The 15,175-nt window shown below is 63.3% G+C and carries 16 protein-coding genes and 1 tRNA gene; 13 read left to right on the top strand and 4 right to left on the bottom strand.

What is annotated here, in order from left to right; genetic code table 11:
• Positions 1-56: 56 nt before the first annotated feature.
• Both B447_RS07185 and B447_RS07180 read right to left on the bottom strand, forming a co-directional pair.
• Positions 57-992 carry a hypothetical protein gene (locus B447_RS07185; RefSeq protein ID WP_002938193.1) on the bottom strand — a complete coding sequence of 312 codons (936 nt, stop codon included), beginning with the start codon at positions 990-992 and terminating at the stop codon, positions 57-59.
• Positions 993-1,040: 48 nt separating this feature from the next.
• Positions 1,041-1,823 carry a sulfite exporter TauE/SafE family protein gene (locus tag B447_RS07180; protein ID WP_002938192.1) on the bottom strand — a complete coding sequence of 261 codons (783 nt, stop codon included), beginning with the start codon at positions 1,821-1,823 and terminating at the stop codon, positions 1,041-1,043.
• A 320-nt stretch (positions 1,824-2,143) separates the two neighbouring features.
• Here B447_RS07180 and B447_RS07175 point away from each other — a divergent pair.
• Positions 2,144-2,219: transfer RNA gene (locus B447_RS07175), tRNA-Thr, on the top strand.
• Between the two features lie 69 nt (positions 2,220-2,288).
• Here B447_RS07175 and B447_RS07170 read toward each other — a convergent pair.
• Complete coding sequence (locus B447_RS07170; protein ID WP_002924413.1) at positions 2,289-2,525, bottom strand: hypothetical protein; 237 nt, start codon at positions 2,523-2,525, stop codon at positions 2,289-2,291.
• Positions 2,526-2,693: 168 nt separating this feature from the next.
• Here B447_RS07170 and B447_RS07165 point away from each other — a divergent pair, with 168 nt between their 5' ends.
• From B447_RS07165 to B447_RS22125, 11 genes are all read left to right on the top strand, one after another.
• Positions 2,694-3,233, top strand: a complete 540-nt coding sequence (locus B447_RS07165; RefSeq protein WP_332306958.1) for a glycine cleavage system protein R — start codon at positions 2,694-2,696, stop codon at positions 3,231-3,233.
• 147 nt (positions 3,234-3,380) lie between these two features.
• A complete protein-coding gene (locus tag B447_RS07160) occupies positions 3,381-4,148 on the top strand; it encodes a 3-hydroxyacyl-CoA dehydrogenase (RefSeq protein WP_002938190.1) in 768 nt (255 codons plus the stop codon).
• 168 nt (positions 4,149-4,316) lie between these two features.
• Positions 4,317-6,806, top strand: coding sequence for a heavy metal translocating P-type ATPase (locus tag B447_RS07155; protein ID WP_002938189.1), 2,490 nt, complete (start codon positions 4,317-4,319; stop codon positions 6,804-6,806).
• Positions 6,807-6,827: 21 nt separating this feature from the next.
• Positions 6,828-7,046, top strand: coding sequence for a cbb3-type cytochrome oxidase assembly protein CcoS (ccoS, locus tag B447_RS07150; RefSeq protein WP_002924408.1), 219 nt, complete (start codon positions 6,828-6,830; stop codon positions 7,044-7,046).
• 529 nt (positions 7,047-7,575) lie between these two features.
• Complete coding sequence (gene ccoN, locus B447_RS07145) at positions 7,576-9,006, top strand: cytochrome-c oxidase, cbb3-type subunit I (protein ID WP_002924407.1); 1,431 nt, start codon at positions 7,576-7,578, stop codon at positions 9,004-9,006.
• A 15-nt stretch (positions 9,007-9,021) separates the two neighbouring features.
• The gene (ccoO, locus tag B447_RS07140) at positions 9,022-9,657 is read left to right on the top strand and encodes a cytochrome-c oxidase, cbb3-type subunit II (RefSeq protein WP_002924405.1); all 636 of its coding nucleotides are present in this window, start codon (positions 9,022-9,024) and stop codon (positions 9,655-9,657) included.
• Positions 9,658-9,672: 15 nt separating this feature from the next.
• Positions 9,673-9,861 (top strand): CcoQ/FixQ family Cbb3-type cytochrome c oxidase assembly chaperone, encoded by a 189-nt coding sequence (locus B447_RS07135; RefSeq protein ID WP_002924399.1) that lies wholly within the window; start codon positions 9,673-9,675, stop codon positions 9,859-9,861.
• On the top strand, positions 9,854-10,744 hold the full coding sequence (gene ccoP / locus B447_RS07130; RefSeq protein ID WP_002924397.1) for a cytochrome-c oxidase, cbb3-type subunit III: 891 nt from the start codon (positions 9,854-9,856) through the stop codon (positions 10,742-10,744). The genes B447_RS07135 and ccoP overlap by 8 nt, the downstream gene beginning before the upstream one ends.
• 98 nt (positions 10,745-10,842) lie before the next feature.
• A complete protein-coding gene (gene ccoG, locus B447_RS07125; protein WP_002938185.1) occupies positions 10,843-12,273 on the top strand; it encodes a cytochrome c oxidase accessory protein CcoG in 1,431 nt (476 codons plus the stop codon).
• A gap of 1 nt (position 12,274) precedes the next feature.
• Positions 12,275-12,790, top strand: a complete 516-nt coding sequence (locus B447_RS07120) for a FixH family protein (RefSeq protein ID WP_002924395.1) — start codon at positions 12,275-12,277, stop codon at positions 12,788-12,790.
• Positions 12,791-12,813: 23 nt separating this feature from the next.
• Positions 12,814-12,960, top strand: a complete 147-nt coding sequence (locus tag B447_RS22125) for a DUF3149 domain-containing protein (protein ID WP_002924391.1) — start codon at positions 12,814-12,816, stop codon at positions 12,958-12,960.
• A 69-nt stretch (positions 12,961-13,029) separates the two neighbouring features.
• On the opposite strand, the gene B447_RS07115 is transcribed toward B447_RS22125, so the two are convergent.
• Positions 13,030-13,473 carry a universal stress protein gene (locus tag B447_RS07115; protein ID WP_002938183.1) on the bottom strand — a complete coding sequence of 148 codons (444 nt, stop codon included), beginning with the start codon at positions 13,471-13,473 and terminating at the stop codon, positions 13,030-13,032.
• 168 nt (positions 13,474-13,641) lie between these two features.
• On the opposite strand from B447_RS07115, the gene B447_RS07110 reads away from it, so the two are divergent.
• Positions 13,642-15,045, top strand: coding sequence for an MBL fold metallo-hydrolase RNA specificity domain-containing protein (locus B447_RS07110; RefSeq protein ID WP_002938181.1), 1,404 nt, complete (start codon positions 13,642-13,644; stop codon positions 15,043-15,045).
• Positions 15,046-15,175 lie beyond the last annotated feature (130 nt).

Here is a 15,175-nt window from a genome sequence, read left to right as displayed (position 1 = left end):
TGGTGACTGTCGAGTGGGCTCCGAGGGGGCGGGCGTCGGTGTAACGCCCAAGCCTACTACAGTAGCCCGTGGCCGATCGTACGCACTGCAATGCCGACGACTGCGCCGAGCGCGGCAGGCTTCCATACCGCCGCCACCCGGCGTCCTGCCGAGATCAGGACGGCCACGCCGGCCACATCGAAGGGGTGGATCAGGAAGCCAGCACTCGCGTTCAGGGTCGCGACGGAGGTGTTGCCGCTCTTGAGCATCTCATCCATGACGCCCATCATCGCCGTGCCCCCAGCGATGTATTTCGTGAGCGTGAGCAGTATGAGCGCCGGGTCGAGATCGAACAGGCGCAGCAGCGGTGTGAGCAGGCTGGTTAGCAGATCGATGCCACCGCTGGCGCGCAGCGCCATCACGGCCACGAGGGCGAGGACCAGCATCGGAATGGCGCCGATCGAAATCTTGAAGGCCTCGGCGCCAGCGCGGTTGATGACGTCTAGCACGCCCTTGGTGTCGTCGGCGACTGGGTGGCGCAGTGTCTCGTCGAGGGGGCCTTCGATGCTCGAAAGACCGCGCCCGAACACATGGTAGGTCGCCGCCGCGGCCGCCAGGCCGCCGACGCAGGACAGCAGCAGTGCTGGTCCGAAGGAGAGCCCCATCGCCGCCATCGGGAAGGTGACATTGGCTTGCGCCATGGCCATCACCATCGCCAGTGTGGCTGCAAGGTGGCGGTCGGAGGCCCCGCGGCCCTCCATCATGGCCAGCGTGGCGACCGGCGCGGCGAAGCTGACGAAGTTGATCTGCAGGGCGGCGAACACGCCCAGCCCGGTCAAGCCCGCCGGGCGCAGCAGGGGAGCCAGGCGCGCGACCACCCAGTCGATTGCGCCGCGCGCCTCCAGCATGCGCATCAGCGACAACATCACCACCATGATCGGCAGCAGCACGAAGAGTGCGAGCTCCACGGCCGAACGACCGGCCTGGAGGATGATCTGGGTCAGCAGGTCCATATGCTGCGGCCGCTGTCGGTCAGGGGTGCGAGGAGGGAATGCATGCGCTCAGGCCGACTTGCCGAAGTAGTAGAGCGTGAGCAGGCTACCGACGGCGATGATGAAGCGCCGCAGCCAGATTGCCGGCAACCGGCGTGCCATGGTGGCGCCCCAGTATCCACCCAGCGTGGCGGTGAGCAGCATGATCACCGTGTGCGGCCAGGAGACCGCATTGGCGAGCACGAAGGTTGCGACCGCGACGCTGTAGATGATTGCCGACAGCCAGTTCTTCAGCGCGTTGATCTCGTGCACGTCCTTGAAGCCCTGGATGGCGAGCGCAGCGATCATGAGGATGCCCATGCCGGCACCGAAGAAGCCGCCGTAGATCGACACCAGGAGCTGGAACACATAGCCGCCTGGGCCGATGTGGCGTTCATCTCGTCCCGCCGGCGCAGGTTTCCATCTCTGCACCAGCGTTGAGATCTGGCTGCTGAAGGCGAACAGCACCGTCGCCAGCAGCAACAGCCAGGGGATGAGCGCGGAGAAGGCCGCATTCGAGGTCTGCAACAGCAGCAGCCCGCCGCCGATGCCACCTAAGAAGGCAACCACGGACAGTGCCGGCAGGCTCCTGGAGAAGCGCTTGAGTTCGCGACGGAAGGCCCAGGCGCCGGCCAGGCTGCCCGGCCATAGCGAGACCGAGTTGCTGGCGTTGGCCATTACGGGTGGCACGCCGACGGCAAGCAGTGCAGGAAAGGAGAAGAATGTACCGCCGCCTGCTACGGAGTTGACTGCGCCGGCTGCAAACGCGGCAACGCCGATGAGGACGATGTCAAGGAAGTCGAGGCCGAGCATGAGGGGCGTCTTGGAGGGCAGGCTGCGAGGTGCAGTGCGGCGGTGGCGCTGCGACAGCGTGGGGTGGGCCCGTGGTGTTGCGCGAGCTGCCGCGGAGTCAGATGCCCCGCGGCGCCGCGTTCTGGTTCGGGCTGTCTCCTCCGCCCCGAATTGCCGCGAAGTTTAGTCGACTCCCGATATAAACAGAAGATGCGGCCAAAAGTTTTTTGTATTGACGCGCGTCTTCCGGCGGGGCATCCCATGCCGGACCGTTCGGTGCGACGCGATCGCTAGCGCATGGTTGCCGTTGTGTGGGGCCTGTTGTATGATGCGCGCCCTTAGCCGGTGTAGCTCAGTTGGTAGAGCAGCGCATTCGTAATGCGAAGGTCGGGGGTTCGACTCCTCTCACCGGCACCAGTGATTCAGGCAAAAGGCCAGCCCCATGGGGCTGGCCTTTTGCCTTGATGCGTCTGTGGTCCCTTGTTTTCAGGCAGTCTGGCCGTGGAACAGGCGAAGCAGGCTGTTGAAGGCCTGTGCGCTCACGCTCGGGTCGTAGCGTGCGAAAAGCGCCTGCTGGCGCTTGCGCATGTCCGGCGGCAGGGTGTCGAGGATATGCTCGCGCTCGGCAAGAATCTCTGCGCACATCCGTTCGGTCACGAACAGGAATGCGATTGGTTGATAAAGTCCATCACCCTTGCGGGCATGGAACTGCGGCACCTTCATTCGGGGGTCTCCTATGCATCCGTCGCCTGTGCGGCGACGCCTCCTTGCGCAGCGGCATCTATATCTGGTGCGCCGCTTGCGTTCATAATTATTGCAGTTCCCCTGGCCCGAGTATTGATATAGCGCAGATCACCATCAACTGCTTGTGGGGCGGGGGCTTTTGCAGCAATGCGCCGACGGAGAAATGGAATGAAGACGTCCCTGGTTCTGACCCTTATCGGCCCAGACCGTCCCGGTCTGGTTAATGCGGTTTCGCGGTGTGCCAGCGAGTGTGGTGCGAACTGGCTGGAGAGTCGAATGGCCCACCTGGCCGGGCAGTTCGCCGGCGTGGTGCGACTCGAGGTTGACGCAGGGCAGGTGGATAAGCTCGAGACCGCATTGCAAGCGCTCGAAGGGCAGGGGCTGCGCATCGCGGTTGCCCGTGGTGCTGCCGGCCCAGCTGCGAGTGTCCGCAAGGTCGGCCTGGATCTCGTCGGCCATGACCGGCCGGGTATCGTGCGCGATATCTCGGCGGTGCTGGCCCGGCATGGGGTCAGTATCGAGTCGCTCGAGACGGCCTGCGAAAGTGCGTCGATGAGTGGTGAGCCGCTGTTTCGCGCGCGTGCGGAGCTGGCTGTGCCGGCGACGCTGGAGCTTGGACCGGTGCGCTTGGATCTTGAGGCGCTCGCCAACGAGTTGATGGTCGATCTCGACTTCGCCGACGCATAGCGCGCGCGGGTGGGCGAGTGGCTTCCCGCACCACGCTCTGATGTTGACGTTTACGTTAACGATAACTATGGTTCGCGCTGATGTCGGCGGCCGAGCCTTGCGCAGGCCGGGCCGAGTTCCAAGAACCCACTGAACAGGAGAAGTGCGATGCAGATCGAGAATGGCGTTTTCGTGGTGACCGGAGGTGGGTCGGGGCTGGGGGCTGCGACCGCTCGCATGCTGGTGGAGGCGGGCGCGAGGGTGGTGCTGGCCGATGTCAACCGCGAGGCGGGCGAAGCTCTGGCGACCGAGTTGGGCGCTGGGGCAGTGTTCGTGGCCACCGACGTCACCGACGCCGATAGTGCTCGCGCCGCGATCGATGCCGCCGGTGCGCGTTTTGGCCGGCTCACGGGCCTGGTCAACTGCGCAGGCGTTGCGCCTGCAGAAAAGGTGGTTGGCCGTGAAGGTGCTCACGCGCTCGACAGCTTTGCACGCACGGTGAGCATCAATCTGGTGGGGACCTTCAACATGCTGCGCCTGGCCGCAGAGGTGATGAGCAAGTCCGAGCCCGATGCGGGTGGCGAGCGTGGCGTGATCATCAATACCGCCTCGGTTGCGGCTTTCGATGGCCAGATCGGACAAGCCGGCTATGCCTCGTCCAAGGCTGGTGTCGTCGGCTTGACGCTGCCCGTGGCGCGTGAGTTGTCTCGGTTTGGCATCCGTGTAATGGCGATTGCACCCGGCATCATGGAGACGCCGATGCTGATGGGCATGCCGCAGGAAGTCCAGGACGCGCTCGGCAAGATGGTGCCGTTCCCGTCGCGGCTTGGCCGGCCTGCCGAGTTCGCGGGCCTGGTCCGCCATATCATCGAGAATGCCTATCTCAACGGCGAAGTCATCCGTCTCGATGGGGCCATCCGCATGGCGGCAAAGTAAGCGCTGTCGGCTTCGGGCAGGCGGCGATGGGGGCGCGCTCAGGGCGCGCAGGCGGGCCTCGATGGTGCAGCGCAATGGCCCGAGCAGCGGGATTGTGATAAAAAAGCCTCTCCTTCCCCGACCGCCCCTGCTGGCGCTTCCCGCCGGGGCGGCTTTGTATCGCCGCCGATGACCTCTGCAGAACTGCCCGCCGCGGACGCCGCCGCACCCGATGTCGATTGCTATCACTGTGGCCTGCCGATTCCGGCCGAGACGCAGCATTACGTCAGGATCGAGGGGCGATCGCGGCGCATGTGTTGCGTCGGCTGCGAGGCGGTGGCGCAGTCGATCGTCGATAACGGACTTGTAGATTACTACCGCCACCGCGATGCGATGCCCGAGTCGCGACGCGAGGCGATGCCGGTCGAGCTGCAGGAGCTCGGCCTGTTCGATCACCCCGATTTCCAGAAGAGTTTCGTACGCCCGGTGGGTGAGCACGAGCGTGAGGCAGCCCTGATCCTCGAGGGCATCACATGTGCGGCCTGTGTATGGCTGAACGAAAATCATGTCGCCCGCCTGCCCGGGGTGTCAGCCATCGAGATCAACTACGCCACGCGGCGCGCGCGCGTGCGCTGGGACGAGCAGCGCATCAGGCTGTCCGACATCCTTGCCGCAATCCAGGCCATCGGTTATCGCGCCTACCCTTACGACGCCGAACGTTCGGAGCAGATCGCCAACAAGGAGCGGCGCTCGATGCTGTGGCGGGTCTTCGTGGCCGGCTTCGGCATGATGCAGGTCATGATGTACGCCTTCCCCGTCTATGTGGCGGGCGAGGGCGAGATGACCTGGGACATCGAGCTGCTGTTGCGCTGGGCCAGCCTCCTGCTCACCCTGCCGGTCGTGCTCTATTCGGCCGCGCCATTCTTCCAGCGCGCCTGGCGTGACATACGTCTGCGCCGCCTGGGCATGGACGTGCCGGTCGCGCTGGGTGTGGGCAGTGCATTTCTTGCCAGCCTGTGGGCCACGCTCACTGATGGTCCCGAGGTGTATTACGACTCGGTCACCATGTTCGTCTTCTTCCTTCTGGGTGGGCGTTACCTGGAGATGTTGGCAAGGCAGAAGGCGGTGCGCGGTGTGGAGGAGCTCGGTAAGGTGCTGCCATCCTTTGCCGAGCGGCTGGCCGGTTGGCCGCAGTCCGCAGCCAGCGAGCGCGTGCCGACAGCGCAGCTCGCGCCGGGTGACATCGTGCGCGTGCGGCCGGGCGAAGTCGTGCCCGCCGACGGTGTCGTGGTGGAGGGGGTTGGCGAGGTCAACGAGGCCTTGCTCACCGGCGAGAGCTTGCCCGTTGCCAAGCGCGTTGGCGCGCGGCTCACGGGTGGCAGCATCAATGTGTCCTCACCCTTGGTGCTGCGGGTGGAGCAAGTGGGTGACGCGACGCGCCTGGCGGCCATCCGTCAGTTGATGGAGCGGGCCGCGAGCGAGAAGCCCAAGCTTGCCACGCAGTCCGACAAGGTGGCCGGCTATTTCATCGTCACCTTGCTCGTGCTGGCGGGCATCACCGGTGTCGGCTGGTACTTCATCGATTCCGAGCGCGCGTTGTGGGTGTTCGTCTCCGTTCTGGTGGTGGCATGTCCGTGCGCCTTGTCGCTGGCGACACCGACCGCGCTCACCGTAGCCACCGATGCCCTCGCTCGAATGGGGGTGCTGGTCACGCGCGGGCATGCGATCGAGACCCTGGCCAATGCCAATCGGTTCGTGTTTGACAAGACCGGAACGCTGACCCATGGGCGCATGAGCCTGGAGCGCGTGTTGCCCCTCGGTGCCGCGGACGAGGCTGCCGTGCTGGCGATGGCTGCGGCGATCGAGCAGGGTTCCGAGCATCCGGTGGCGACCGGTCTGCGTGAGGCTGCCGCCGGGCTCGAGTTGCCGCTGGCAAGCGAAGTCGAAGCCGAGACCGGGCAAGGCATGCACGGGCTCATCGACGGCCAGACCGTGTTTATCGGTCGTCCCGAGTATGTTTCGGGCGCGACGGGGCTTGCGATGCCATCGGCACTCGAGGGCTTTGCGTCCGAGGGTGGAACCGTGATTGCGCTGGCATCGCGGTCGGGCTGGCTGGGCTTGTTCAGGCTGGCAGACAGCGTCCGTGAGGAGGCGGGGATGCTGATGCGCCGTCTCGCCGGCGAGCAGATCCCGACGAGTGTGCTGTCGGGTGATGCCCAGCCAGTGGTGGAATCCGTGGCTGGGGCGCTGGGTGTGCAGGATGCCCGCGGTGGCATGAGCCCGCAGGGCAAGCAGCAGGTAATCGCCGTCTTGCAGGAGGATGCTCGGGCCGTCGTCGCGATGGTGGGCGACGGCGTGAATGACGCCCCCGTGCTTGCGCAGGCCCACGTGTCGGTCGCCATGGGTGGGGGGACGGATCTGGCCCGCAATCAGGCTGACATCGTGCTTCTCAACGAGAATCTTGCCAGCCTCGGACGGGGTATCGACCTGTCGCGCAAGACCTTGAAGATCATTCGCCAGAACCTCTGGTGGTCGTTTACATACAACTTCACCTCCGTCCCGCTCGCAATGGCCGGGCTGGTGACGCCCTGGATGGCAGGGGTCGGCATGGCGGCGAGTTCGCTGCTCGTCGTTCTCAATGCGCTGCGCCTGCAGCGCGTGCCGCGGGGCCGAGCCTGAGGCTTGCATAGGAGAGCTGGCATGGAGAGCCTGTACCTGTTGATCCCGCTATCGGTGCTGCTGGTGTTCGTGATCGGTGTGATCTTCTGGTGGTCGCTGCGCAGTGGTCAGTACGACGACATGGAGGGGCCAGCCTATCGGCTGCTGATGGACGACCGTGACGAGCCGGCTCCGGACGCCCGGGAGCGGGAGGGGGGTGACGCGAAGCGGACCGCGGGGCGTGACGAGGGGGAGCGCTGACATGTCGCTTCGGCGCTTGCTCCAGGGGTGGTGCAGATGCGGACAGGTTGACCTAGGTCAACACGCGCTTTGGCGGCGTGGCGATAATTGTGCCGTGGTTGTCGATCGGGCTTGGAAGACGGTGGGCAACGAGTGTTTTTATGTCTCTCTGTTGGGGTTGGGGGTGCGTTGATACGCACCCTTTTTTTTCGTCTGTCATTCTCGATTTCGGCGTTTTGGGTATGCGGCCCGTGGTTGCTGCGGTCGGTCCGATATGCCGGCGACGGCGCTCCTGTTGCGTGCGGCGCTTGCCCGCAAACGCCCGTCTGACTGCGCCTTCAGCCTTGTGACGAGGGCCTTGCCTGATAGGGCGCATGGATCTGGATTTCGTCCAATTTTTGCTTCCTCGCCCCCCTCGGCTGCAATACAATGTTGATCTGTGTCAAATTGGGATTTACGCCAACGCGTATTCTCGGCCGGTCTTCAGGAAGTGCGCCGCAGTCGTCGCGCGTCGTGCTCGCAAAGCTTTCAAAACAAAGAGGTGACTCACATGCAATCGCAAGCGACTTATAACTATAAAGTCGTGCGTCAGTTCGCCATCATGACGGTGGTGTGGGGCATCGTGGGCATGCTGGTCGGTGTCATCGCCGCAGCACAGCTCGTGTGGCCCGAACTGAACGTTCACGAATTCCTGCACTTCGGCAGGTTGCGCCCGCTGCACACCAACGCCGTGATTTTCGCGTTTGGCGGCTGTGCACTTTTCGCCACCTCCTACTACGTGGTCCAGCGTACCTGCCACGCTACGTTGTTCGCGCCGAAGCTGGCGGCCTTCACCTTCTGGGGCTGGCAACTGGTCATCGTGCTCGCGGCGATCACGCTGCCGCTGGGCTACACGACCTCCAAGGAATACGCCGAGCTGGAGTGGCCGATCGACATCCTGATCGCTGTCGTGTGGGTCTCTTATGCGGTGGTGTTCTTCGGTACCATCGTCAAGCGCAAGATTTCGCACATCTACGTCGCCAACTGGTTCTTTGGTGCTTTCATCCTCACCGTGGCGCTGCTGCACATCGTCAATAGTGCCGCCATCCCGGTGTCGCTGTTCAGCATGAAGTCCTACTCCGCCTACGCCGGCGTGCAGGACGCAATGATCCAGTGGTGGTATGGCCACAACGCGGTGGGTTTCTTCCTGACCGCGGGCTTCCTGGGCATGATGTACTACTTCGTGCCGAAGCAGGCCGATCGTCCGGTGTATTCCTATCGTCTGTCGGTGGTGCACTTCTGGGCGCTCATCTTCACCTACATGTGGGCTGGCCCGCACCACCTGCACTACACCGCGCTGCCTGACTGGACCCAGTCGGTGGGCATGGTCTTCTCGCTGATCCTGCTTGCGCCGTCCTGGGGTGGCATGATCAACGGGGTTCTGACCCTGTCCGGCGCCTGGCACAAGCTGCGCACCGACCCGATCCTCAAGTTCCTGATCACCTCGCTCTCGTTCTACGGCATGTCGACCTTCGAAGGCCCGATGATGTCGATCAAGACGGTCAATGCGCTGTCGCACTACACCGACTGGACGGTTGGTCACGTGCACTCCGGTGCGCTCGGCTGGGTGGCGATGATCTCGATCGGTGCGGTGTACTTCCTGCTGCCCCGCCTGTATGGCCGGAGCGAGATGTACAGCGTCAAGCTGATCAACGCTCACTTCTGGATCGCGACCATCGGCATCGTGCTCTACATCGCCTCGATGTGGATTTCCGGTGTGATGCAGGGCCTCATGTGGCGTGCGACCAACCCGGATGGCACCCTGACCTACTCCTTCGTCGAGAGCGTCAAGGCCAGCTACCCGTTCTGGACCATCCGTTTCATCGGCGGCGCGCTCTTCCTCGGCGGCATGTTCATCATGTTCTACAACATGGTGAAGACCATCGCCGGCCAGAAGGCCTATGACGCCCCGGTGCTTGCGCCTGCGGCTGCCCACGCCTGATCGGAGAACAACAACATGGCTCAATCGAAACACGAAAAAGTCGAACGCAACGTATTCCTGATGATCGTCCTCACGCTGCTCACCGTCAGCGTGGGTGGTCTGGTGGAGATCGTGCCGCTGTTCTTCCAGCACTCGACCACCACTGCAATCGACCACAAGGGCAATGCGCTCGACGTCAAACCCTATGATCCGGTGCGCCTGGTCGGCCGTGACATCTACGTGCGCGAGGGCTGCTACAACTGCCATTCGCAGATGATCCGTCCGTTCCGCGCCGAAACCGAGCGTTATGGCCACTACTCGGTGGCGGGTGAGTTCATCTACGACCACCCGTTCCAGTGGGGTTCCAAGCGCACCGGTCCGGACCTGGCCCGAGTTGGTGGTCGTTACTCCGATGAGTGGCAGCGTGTCCACCTGATCAACCCGCGTGATGTCGTGCCTGAGTCGAACATGCCGGCCTTCCCGTGGCTGGATCGTCCTGTCAAGGCGGACGACATCCAGGCGAAGATGCGTGCGCTCAACAAGGTCGGCCTGCACAAGTACAGCGAGGAGGAAATCGCCGCGGCGCCTGCAGCGCTCGAGGGCAAGACCGAACTCGATGCGATCGTGGCCTACCTGCAAGGGCTCGGCACCGCGATTTCGAACTTCAGGTAAGGAGCTGGGCGCGCCATGGATATAAATGACTTCAGAAGCCTGATCACGGTGCTTGGGTTCCTGTGCTTCCTCGGCATCTGCGCCTGGGCGTACAGCAAGCACGCCAAGGCCGGCTTCGACGAGGCGGCGCGCCTGCCCCTGAGCGACGACGACCTGCCGGCCCAGGGGGGGCGGCAAGACCAAGAGGGAAAAGCAAATGGCTGACTTTATCAGCGGTTTCTGGAACATGTATGTGATGGTCCTCGTGGCCCTCTCCATCCTGTTCTGTGTGTTCGTGCTGGTGTCGAACATGACCAAGCGCGAAAAGGGGCCGGTCGAGCTTCACGGCCACGTGTGGGACGAGACGCTCGCCGAGTACAACAACCCGCTGCCGCGCTGGTGGATGTACCTGTTCTGGATCACGATCGTGTTCGGTGTGGTTTATCTGGCGATCTACCCGGGCTTCGGCAACGTCAACCAGCACCGTGGGCAGTGGGCGCAGTACGACGCCGAGATGCAGGCCGCGGAAGAGCGCTTCGGCCCCGTCTTTGCCAAGTATCGCGACATGGACGTCATGGCCGTGGCCGCGGATCCCGACGCCCGCGCCATGGGGCAACGCATGTTCCTGACCTACTGCGCGCAGTGTCACGGTTCGGCTGCCCAGGGTGCGAAGAGCTTCCCGAACCTTACCGACAGCGCCTGGCTGTGGGGCGGCGAGCCGGACAACATCCGCGAGACGATCACCAACGGCCGCAACGGCATCATGCCCCCGTTCGGGCCGGCGCTTGGTGCAGAGGGAGCGAAGGATGTCGCCAACTATGTTCGTTCGCTGAACGGCCTGGCGCATGACTCCCTGCGGGCGCAGCGCGGCAAGGAAGGTTTCGAGACCAACTGCGTGGCCTGCCACGGTGCCGATGCAAAGGGCAACCCGATGCTTGGCGCGCCCAATCTGACCGACAACATCTGGCTCTACGGTTCGTCCGAGGCCGTCATCATCGAGACCATCACGCACGGCCGTAACAACCGTATGCCGGGCTTCGGTGAGTTCCTCGGCGAGGACAAGGTCCACATCCTGACCGCTTACGTACTGAGCCTGAGCAAGAAGTAACAGTCGCACCGCAGTCTGCAGTTCCATCTCCGGGGGAATGGGGGTTCCCCCGGGGTTACCATAACAACAATAACAACACTTCATCGGTACACTAGGCCATGAGCAGCACGACCCCAGAACCCCGCAAGCCGGCGCAAGCCAACTCCGACGCCAGTTTCGATACGCTTTACGCCGCACGCAAGAAGCTATACGTGCGCGCAGTCACCGGCCTGTTCGCCAATTGGCGCTGGGCCCTGGTGTGGTTCACCCAACTCGTTTTCTACGGACTGCCCTGGCTCAGCTGGAACGATCGGCAGGCCGTGCTGTTTCACCTCACCGAGCGCAAGTTCTACATCTTCGGCTGGGTGTTCTGGCCGCAGGATGTCTTCTTCCTCGCCATCCTGCTGATCATCTCCGCATACGCGCTGTTCTTCTTCACTGCGGTGGCCGGACGACTCTGGTGCGGCTACGCCTGTCCGCAGACGGTCTACACCGAGATCTTCATGTGGATCGAGCAGAAGATCGAGGGTGATCATGTCAGGCGGCAGAAGCTCGACCAGGCTCCCATGAGCGTCGGCAAGGCCGTGCGTCGTGGCAGCAAGTTTGCGGCCTGGGGGCTCGTCGCGCTGTGGACCGGCTTTACCTTCGTCGCCTACTTCTCGCCGCTCGACGAGCTCCTCGCCTCCCTGCTTACGCTTGGCTTCGGCCCTTGGGAGCTGTTCTGGATCCTCTTCTACTCAGGCTTCACCTACCTCTTCGCCGGGGTGTTGCGTGAGCAGGTCTGCAAGTACATGTGCCCTTACGCGCGTTTCCAGGCCGTCATGTTCGACCCGGATACGCTCGTCATTACCTATGACGAGGAGCGTGGCGAGCCGCGCGGGACGCGCAAGAAGAACATCGACCCGCGCAGCGTCGGCAAAGGGGACTGTATCGATTGCGGCATATGCGTTCAGGTTTGTCCGACCGGTATCGACATCCGCGATGGTCTCCAGTACGAATGCATCGGCTGCGCAGCCTGTATCGATGCCTGCGACCAGGTCATGGACAAGATGAACTATCCCCGTGGCCTGATCCGCTACTCCACGGAGAACGCGCTCAAAAAGCATTGGGGGCGCAAGGAGATACTGCTGCATGTACTGCGGCCGCGGACATTGATCTATGGCGCCGTGCTGGTACTGGTCTCTCTTGCCTTCGTCTGGGGGCTCGCGGCGCGCGATCCTCTGCGTGTCGACATCATTCGTGACCGCTCGTCGCTTGGTCGTGAGATCGAAGGCGGCTTCATCGAGAACGTCTACCAGCTTCAGGTCATGAACATGACCGAGGCGCCGCGCGCGTTCCAGCTCGCGGTGTCCGGCATGCCCGGGGTGCGTATCGGTGGTGTCGAGCGCGTCGAGGTGCCGGCGGCGTCTACCCAGGCGGTGACGCTTCAGGTCCTGGTGCCCTACGACGCGGGTGCTCCCGGTGCCAACACGATTGCTTTCCGCATCACGGCCGAGGACAACCCGGCGCTGAGCGTGAATGAAGAAACCACTTTCCTGATCCCGAGGTGACATGAGTACTGCTGCGTCCGACAAGTCCCCCCCTCCGCCGTGGTATCGGCAGGGCTGGCCCTGGTTTCTGATCACGTTTCCGGCAATTGCAGTGATTGCCGGCATCGCAACCTTCGTCATTGCCGTGAAGACTTTCGATGGCATGGTTGTTGACGACTACTACAAGGAAGGCCGGGCGATCGTTCAGACCATGGGCAGGGCCGAGCACGCCCGCGACCTTGGTCTGAAGGCCGACCTCCGGATTCGTAGTCAGGAGATCAGGATCGAGCTGGGCGCGACCAACGCGGTCGATGTGCCAGAGCGGATCCGGCTCACGATCTCGCACCCCACACGGGGTGGTCTGGACCAGGAGTTGGTTCTCACCCGCAAGGGCGAAGGGTTGTATGAAAGTGCGATTGCGCCCCTTGGTACCGGGCGCTGGTTGTTCCTGATAGAAGATGAGTCCCGCAGCTGGCGCATGAACGGGGCCGCGTTCCTCCCTGCAGAGATGGAGATCACCATTGATCCGAATGCCTGATTTTTCTGCTAAGGAGGTATGTCATGGCCTGGGAGTTGTTGTTCACCAGTGATATCGGCTTGCTGAGTCTGTTCACCATCCTGTTCGTAGTCGTGATGGCGATCTATCTGTATCGCTTCGCGCGTCGGCACATGGCCGAAGACGAACGCAGGGCGAGCGCCGGGCGCTGATCAGCACACCGGTAAACAAAAAAACGGCCCGTGAGGGCCGTTTTGCATAAGCGCGGGTTCCTGTCCCTTTCAGCGATAGACCAGGACGGGCGTCTTGCTGTGGGTGAGCACCTTCTGTGTTTCGCTGCCCAGAAGCAGACCTGCGATGCCACGCCGGCCATGGGAGGCCATGAAGATCAAGTCGCAGCCATGGCGATCGGCTGCATCGATGATTGCCTCGTAGGGGACTTCGTTGACGGCAGTGTCCGTGTCCGACGCCACGCCAGCCTCATCTGCGCTGGCCTTGGCCTTGGCCAGGATGGCGTTTGCCTCGGACGCGGCCGATTTTGCGAACTGTTCCGGCGTTGTGGGGTCGATCAGTGCGCCTTCGCCATAAATGGGCATGGGAAAGTCGGGCTGGGCGTAGAAGAAGGTGATGCGCGCTCCGGCGTCCTTGGCGAAGGAGACGGCGCGGGCCACCGTGCTTTCGGACAAGGCCGACCCATCGGTCGGGACCAGGATGTGCTTGAACATGACGGAGACTCCCTGTTGTGTGTCACGATCCGATTATAGCCAGCGCCACGTGCTGAGGGCGCTTGATCGCGATCAAACAGCCTGCGGATTGCTCCGTGATTCTTGTGGCGTGCGTGTAAGGTGCATGCGGGGCGTTGCAAGCAGTACGCATAGGGAGGCTTGTTGACGATGCAACTGACTTTCTACGGCGCCGCTGGCGAGGTGACGGGGTCCTGCCTCAAGGTGGATCATCCTGACGGTGCATTCATCGTCGATTGTGGCTTGTTTCAGGGTGGCAGGCAGGCCGATCGCAAGAACCGGGAGGCGCTCGAATTCGATCTGCGCGAGATCCAGTTTGCGCTCCTTACCCATGCGCATCTAGATCATAGCGGCCTCGTCCCACGGCTCGTTGCCTTGGGTTACCGGGGGCCGATCTACGCTACCGCTGCCACTGTAGACCTCCTGGGCGTCATGTTGATGGACTCGGCCTTCATACAGGAGAAGGAGTCCGAGTGGGCCTTGCGCAATGCGCGCTCGAGGAAGACGCAGCGGTACAGGGAGCTTGCGCCGTTGTATACGGTCGAGCAGGCGCGGGCGAGCCTGGGGCGCTTGCGTGCGATCGAATACGATGTCTGGTTTTCGCCCGCGCCTGGTGTACGCTGCCGGTTTCGCAATGCCGGTCATATCCTGGGCTCGGCGATCATCGAGATCGAGTTCGTCGGTAGCGGGCGCCGCATGGTCGTCTCGGGCGATCTGGGACAGCCCTTGCGGCCTGTCCTGCAGGATCCCGTGCGGGTTACGCGCGCCGACATCGTTTGCGTGGAGTCGACCTACGGTGATCGCGCTCATCGCTCGGTGGGTGACACCTACAAGGAGCTTGCCGATGTGCTCAACACCACGCTCGCACGTGATACGGGCAACGTGATCATTCCGGCCTTCGCAGTGGGGCGAACCCAGGAGATGCTGTTCGTGCTCGCCGATCTTGTCCGTTCCGGGCGGGTGAGCCGGCTCGACGTTGCGGTTGATTCGCCGATGGCCACAGCGGCGACCGAGCTCACCGTTCGCCACCGCGAGCTCTGGGATGACGAGACGCGGGAGCTGTACGACTGGGTGCAGGCCAATGGCGAACGTTTTCGCTTGCGCTTCGTCCAGGATGTCGAGGAATCGATCGCGTTGAACGCCGTGCGTGGCGGGCGCGTGATCATCTCGGCGAGCGGCATGTGCGACGCCGGGCGAATCAAGCACCATCTACGTCATAACCTGGCGCGTACGGAATGCGCGATCGTGATCGTCGGTTTCCAGGCTGCCGGCACGCTCGGTCGCCGGTTGGTCGATGGTGCCAGGCAAGTCACGCTGTTCGGGGAGCGAGTACCCGTTCGCGCGCGCGTGCACACCATCGGTGGCCTGTCCGCGCATGCCGACCGCCCGGCCTTGCTCGACTGGCTGCGCGGTTTCACGCCGCCGCCAACGAGGACTTTCGTCGTCCATGGCGAGGTGCTTGCCGCTGCCGGCCTGGCTTCGGCAGTGGAGGGTGAGCTAGGCTGGAGCGGTGTCGAGGTGGCTGTCGCCCGACGTCCGTACCAGCTCCGATGAATCGTTGCGAGGAGAGCGAAGCACATGACTACACCGGACCGCAGGAGTCGTCCATCGTCGCACCCGAGGGCGACGCGCGGGCGTGCCAATGAATTGCTGCGTCGACTGCACGACAAGGTGGAGGGGTCTG

Origin of the sequence: Thauera sp. 27, from assembly GCF_000310125.2 — a bacterium.
GTDB classification, from domain to species: domain Bacteria; phylum Pseudomonadota; class Gammaproteobacteria; order Burkholderiales; family Rhodocyclaceae; genus Thauera; species Thauera mechernichensis.
The sequence above is the reverse complement of the archived record's forward strand: the minus strand, read 5'-3'. Positions and strand labels throughout refer to the sequence as shown.